Here is a 5811-nt window from a genome sequence, read left to right on the forward strand (position 1 = left end):
GAGAGGGATTAAGGGTGAGGGCTGCCTTATTCCCCCTCCCCCCTCTGGGGGGAGGGATGGGGTGAGGGGTGAAAGCGGCGGGGATAGAAGTCCCCGCCCTACATTCAAGCGCACGGCAGATAATTGAACGGGCGGGTCAAGAGACCCGCCCCTACGTTATGCATCGCGGCGTCGAGCCGCAAAACCCCGCCAGCCGGACGGTCACGGCTATCCCTTCTTCTTCGCCCCCTCACCCAGCAGATACTCGTCGAACCAGTCGGCGATGCTCTGCAGGCGCTTGATCCGCCGGTCGGCCCGCCCGCCCCGCGACAGGCCGTGGAACTCCTCGGGAAAACGCAAAAACTTCGTCGGGACCCCGAGGGTCTTCAGCGCGACGAACATCTGTTCGCCCTGGCTCACCGGGCAGCGCAGGTCGCCCTCGGAGTGGATGACGAGGGTCGGGGTCTTGGCGTTGCCGATGTAGGCGATGGGGGAGAGCTTCCAGTAGTGGTCCAGGTCGGACCAGGGGCGTTTGCCCCCAAACTCCTTCTCGAACCAGAACCCCGTGTCCGAGGAGCCGTAGAAATCCAGGAGGTTGGAGACCGAGCGCTGGGTGACGGCGGCGGCGAAGCGGTCCGTGTGGCCTATGACCCAGTTGGTCATGTATCCGCCGTAGGAGCCGCCGGTGATACCGATGCGCCGGCCGTCCACGAAGGACAGCCCCGCCGCGTAATCGGCCAGCGCCAGCACGTCCTCGTAGTCCTTCGTGCCCCAGGCGTTGACGATGGCGCGGGTGAACTTCTCGCCGTAGGAGGTGCTGCCGCGGGGGTTGCCCCAGAGCACCACGAAGCCCCGGCCGGCCAGGTAGTGGAACTCGTGCATCAGCGCCTCGCCGTAGCTGACGTGGGGCCCGCCGTGGACTTCGAGGATCGCCGGGTATTTCGCCTTCGGGTCGAAGCCGGACGGCTTGAGAAGCCAGCCCTGGAGCTCGGTGCCGTCGCCGGATTTGAAGCGGAACCGCTCCGGCTCGGGCAGGTGCCAGGCCCCGACCACCCGCGTGTTCAGGGAACTCAGCCTCCGGGGCTCGCCGACTTTATCCAGGCGGAAGAGCTCTCCGGGATTGACGGCGTTGACCCAGACGTAGGGCAGGCCGCGCTCGTGGACGCGGAAGAAGGTGGCCGCGCCGAGGCCGCCCACGACCTCTCGGGGCTTCGCCTTCCCGCCCGTCTTCATTTCCCAGATGCCGGTGGAGCCATCGCGGGTCAAGTTGAAGAAGACAGAGGCGCCGTCGGGGGAGAACCGGGGCCGGTCTTCGGGGCAGATGCCGTTCAGGTCGTCAATCACGCGCCCCCCGACCAGGTCCAGCGTCCCGGTCAGGTTCACCGTCTTGCCCGTGGCGAGGTCGTGTATGTAGAGGCGCGGGCTGCGGCCCGCCGGGTCCTCGGGGTGTTCGTGGCCGAACCAGGCCAGGCGCTTCCCGGCGGGATCGGCGGCGAGCGCCCACTTGGGCCCCTCGGGGGTGGGGAGCTTTTTCGGCTTCCCGCCCTTCGCCGGCAGGCGGAAGAGGTCCACGTACTCGGCGTCCCGGTCCGGGTCCTCCCGGTGGCAGGCGAGGTAGAAGAGGTCGGCCCCGTTGGCGGAGAGGGCGAAGTCGGCGTTCTCGAACCGGTCGTCGGTGAGCCGCTTCGAGGCGCCCCGCACCGGGTCGAGCCGGTAGAGGTTGAAGCTGTCCTTGGGCCGCCAGCCCTCGCCGTCCATGCGGTAGAGGATGCGGTCCACCTCGCGGAAGGGCGGCGCTTCGGGCTTGCCCTCGGGACCCTTGGAGGGCTCGTCGGCGGCGCGGAAGGAGTAGTAGATGTAACGCCCTTCGGGTGAGAAGAGGAACTGTTCTACCTCCCCCTTGAGAGCGGGGCCCACGGGGCGGGCCTCCCCGCCGTCCGTCGGCAGAAAGTGGAACCGGAACGTCTTCTCATCCTCCCGATTGGAGAGGAAAGCGACGGTTCCGCCGTCCGGGGAGAATTTCGGGGAGAAGTCGTTGCAGTCGCCGTGGGTGATCTGCGCGGCCGGGCGGGAGTTCCGGGACCACCAGAGGTCGTTCCAATATTTGCGCTTTTTCGCATCGGCGCGCTTGACGCTGAAGACGACGATCCGCCCGTCGGGGGAGAGGTCGAGTCCGGTGATGACCTTGAGCTTGGCGAAGTCGTCGGCGGCTATGGCTTTGGACATGGGGTTGCCTCGCGGATGGTGGGAGGGATAGGTTCAGCGGTGTAAATCGGTGGCATTTTACGCTGAAAATACGGTTATTTCCAGCGATTTCTCGACCAAGTTTTTATTTTAATATGAATAATGAAATTAATTCAATCACTTATTAAAAAAGCGGCGGTCTCCAGTGGAATCATCCCACGGGCCGACTCGCAGGGTGGTGTCGCCTGACGCTCACGCAAATCGGTGTTTTTTAACGCGGGCGACCGTGGACGGTCGCCCCTACGGGTCTGTTTCGCGGTTGACGTAGGGGCGGGTCTCCTGACCCGTCCGTTTACCCCTCACCCCCGCCCGTAGGCGAGCCTCTCCCTAAATGTAGGGCGGGGATTCCCATCCCCGCCGTTTTCACGTTCTCTGCCCCGACCCTCACCCCCACCCGTAGGCGAGCCTCTCCCTGGAAGGGGGAGGGGGCCGCTTCACCCCTCACCCAACCCGGGTCAGACGTAATCCCGCAGACCGGCGTAATCGGCGGGGTCCTCGCCCCGCTCGCGCATCCCATCGAGGAACTCCGCCAGCGCGGTGTCCGTATCCAGGACCGTCCCCCCCGCCGTCCGGTAGAGGTAAACCCGCCGTCCATCGTCGGGGCGGATGGAGACCAGCTCACGGTCGCCCCAGAGCGGGACGGTCTCCCCCGAGGACGTCTCCACCACCGGCACCTGGGCGTTCTCCAGGGCCGGGAAGAGCGAGGCCTCCTCCCGCAATTCCTGGAGTACCCGGGCCAGCGGCACTCCCGACCACAGAGCGCCGGTCCTCAGGCGGCTGTAGGAGGTCTCGATCCGGGCCCCCAGGAGCGCCCACCGCAGCGCGGCGAACTCGAACCGACGCGTGTTGTCCGCGGTGTAGAGCGCCTCGTTGTAAACCGATACCCCGGACTTCCGCAGACGCGTGATCACCGTCACCGCCTCGGGGGTGACCTCGAAGGCGTGACAGAAGCGGGTCACCAGCCCTACCTCGAGCTGGGTCGGCTTGATGTAGCGGGAGATGATTTTCGTCAAAAGGGACGTGAAGCGCTGGGGCATCACCACGGGGAAGTTGGAGCGGATGAGGATGCGCCGGAGATGCTTGTAGCGCGAGAGCCCGGCCAGGATGCCCTCGACCTTGGAGTCGGTCAGGCACAGCACGTCGCCCCCGCCGATGACCGCCTCCCAGACCTCCGGGTTGTCGCCGAACCACTCCAGGGCCGAGCGGAGCTTGGAGTCGGTGACGTCCAGCTCCGTGGGCGGCGGCTCGTAGCACGAGTACTGCGGGGAGGCGAGGCAGGGCTTGACCAGGGCGCTGAAGAGGCTGAGGCGCTCGACGAGGAGCGGCTCGCCTCCGCGCTCCCGGGAATCCTCGACCTTGACCGCCGTAATCGGCGGCAGGACGCGGTTGCGCAGGGACCGGTCGAAGAGCCCCCCGGGATCCTCGTCGAAGAGGGAGATGTAGTAGGGGGTGACCGACAACCTCACCCCGACGGCCTCCGCCGCGTCCAGACCCGCCTTCTCTTCCGGGGAGAGCCCGACGAGCTCGGCCAGGAGGACCCGGTCGCGCACCGTGTTGCGGGTCTGCCAGACCCAGTCGTCCCACTGGCTGGGCGACCCGCCGAGCCGGTTGAGGATACGGACGCGGTTCTTGTGCCGCCGGCGGTAAACGTCGCGGTCGGTGCCCGTGGGGTAGCGGGTGAGGAAGAGGGAGGCCGCCTCCCCGACCGGCGGGCCCTCGGCCTCCTGTGGTGAACCCGCGAGGGCGGACAGCAGGCCGTCCAGCTCGAAGAGGAAGGCCGGGGAGACCCCCTTGGTCCGCCCGTCAGCCAGGGCCGCCAGGGCTTTCATCACCGGGACGCCGGTCAGTTCCTCGGCCCACCGGCCGGTGATCGTCTCCAGGACGCACCGGGCGCGGCTGATACGCACCGAGGTGCACCCGGCCCCGAGCTCGGCCAGCATCCCGTGGAACAGCCGACGGCATTTCTCGACGTCGCTAATCCCCGCGAGCCGCTCCTCGAGGCCCGGCAGACGGGAGAACACCTTCCGGAGATCTACGCTGGTTTTCGCTTGGGTCATCCGGCTCCGCTCGGCGGGGTTCGGGTCGGTATCTGAAAGGGGACGGTCCTAGTTTAACATATCCTCACCCGGCGGGCTAACCGACCCCGCTTCGTTGACACTCCAAGGTTTAAGTGTTATAAAAGGGGCCTCTTGGTCCGGAAACATTACCCGACGTACCCGACTGGGGAGCTAAAAAAATGCGGTTTCAAAAGGTCCTGACTCTCCTCGCGACGGCAGCCGTCGCCCTCCTCGCGGCGGGGTGCGGCACCGAGGGCGAGACGATTCTGACCGTCGGCGGGAACACCTACACCATCGGGGATCTCGCCAACTACTACACCCACCTGGACCCCTCAACCCGGCCCATCATCTCCAACTACGAGGACGCCCGGGATTACCTCACCGCCTTCGGCAACAAGGTGCTCCTGGAGACGGCGGCGCGGGAGGCGGGATACTACGAGAACCCCATGGCGGTGTCCGAGTTTGAGATCTGGCGCCGCGGGCGCCTCATCTCCGCCCTCCATCAGCAGGTGACCGCCGACGTCGCCGTCACCGAAGAGGAGCTCGACTCGTGGGTGCGGCGTTTCCTCTCCGAAGGGGACTACATCAGCCTGATCCAGTTCGCCAGCCGGGCCGAGGCCCAGGCGGCCTACGAGCGGCTCAAGGCCGGTGAGGATTTCGGAAAGGTGGCCCGGGAGACCTTCTACATAAAGGGCCCCAGCGACATCTTCCTGGCCCAGGCGGGCGGGGCGAGCAAACCCCCGCTGCAGTGGAGCCCATCCCGCCGCAACGATGTCATCTTCGGCCTCGAGAAGGACCAGTTCTCCGAACCCGTGTTCTACGACCTCCACAACGAGTGGGTTTACTACATCTTTCTCAACCGCGGTCCGGCCTCGAAAGAGGACTTCACCGTCACCGACGGCGACCAGGTACGCCCCAATCTGCGCCAGGAGATACTCATCGAGCGGGCCAAGGAAAAATGGGACTCCTACCTCGATGACCTGCGCTCCCGGGCGACGATCGAGGTCAACCAGGACCTCCTGAACCAGCTCGACGCCATTCTGGAGGACATCTACAAGCGCGCAACCGAAACGGGGCTGATGGCGAACCGCGACACCATGCTCTCGATCAAGCCGGAGGACCTCGTCGGCATAGGCTCCACCATGGCCAAGCCCACCCCCTTCGCCAAGGAGATAACGACCCAGGCGAACGGGCGGCGCGTGATGCTCACCGACTCCCTCTCCCCCTTCTTCCAGGAGCACCGGGACGACTTCCTGGTGAAGGTGAACGGGGAGAGCGTCCCGTTGAGGTACTGCACCCAGAACATCCTGTTGTGGCTCTCCATTGACGACACCCGGCTCCTGCGGCCCGAGTCCCGCCGGGAGCTCCTCCAGCGCTTCGTGGACACGAGCGCCGGCGACCAACTGGCCCTGCAGGAGGCCGTGGATCTCGGCCTGGACGCCCAGGAACCCCTCGCCTCCAAAATCGCCCGCACACAGGACGAGATAGCGGTCACCCTCTTCCGCCAGGAGCGCTTCATCGCCACCCAGCC

Annotated in this window: 3 protein-coding genes; 1 reads left to right on the forward strand and 2 read right to left on the reverse strand. The window is 66.2% G+C overall.

What is annotated here, in order from left to right:
• Positions 1 to 207: 207 nt before the first annotated feature.
• The gene (locus tag NTW26_01765) at positions 208 to 2205 is read right to left on the reverse strand and encodes a S9 family peptidase (protein ID MCX7021000.1); all 1998 of its coding nucleotides are present in this window, start codon (positions 2203 to 2205) and stop codon (positions 208 to 210) included.
• 473 nt (positions 2206 to 2678) lie between these two features.
• Complete coding sequence (locus NTW26_01770; GenBank protein ID MCX7021001.1) at positions 2679 to 4280, reverse strand: hypothetical protein; 1602 nt, start codon at positions 4278 to 4280, stop codon at positions 2679 to 2681.
• 179 nt (positions 4281 to 4459) lie between these two features.
• Between NTW26_01770 and NTW26_01775 the strand changes: the two genes are divergently transcribed.
• The coding region (locus NTW26_01775) for a hypothetical protein (protein MCX7021002.1) at positions 4460 to 5811 on the forward strand (1352 nt) is incomplete at its 3' end.

This window comes from bacterium, assembly GCA_026398675.1.
Lineage (GTDB): Bacteria > RBG-13-66-14 > RBG-13-66-14 > RBG-13-66-14 > RBG-13-66-14 > RBG-13-66-14.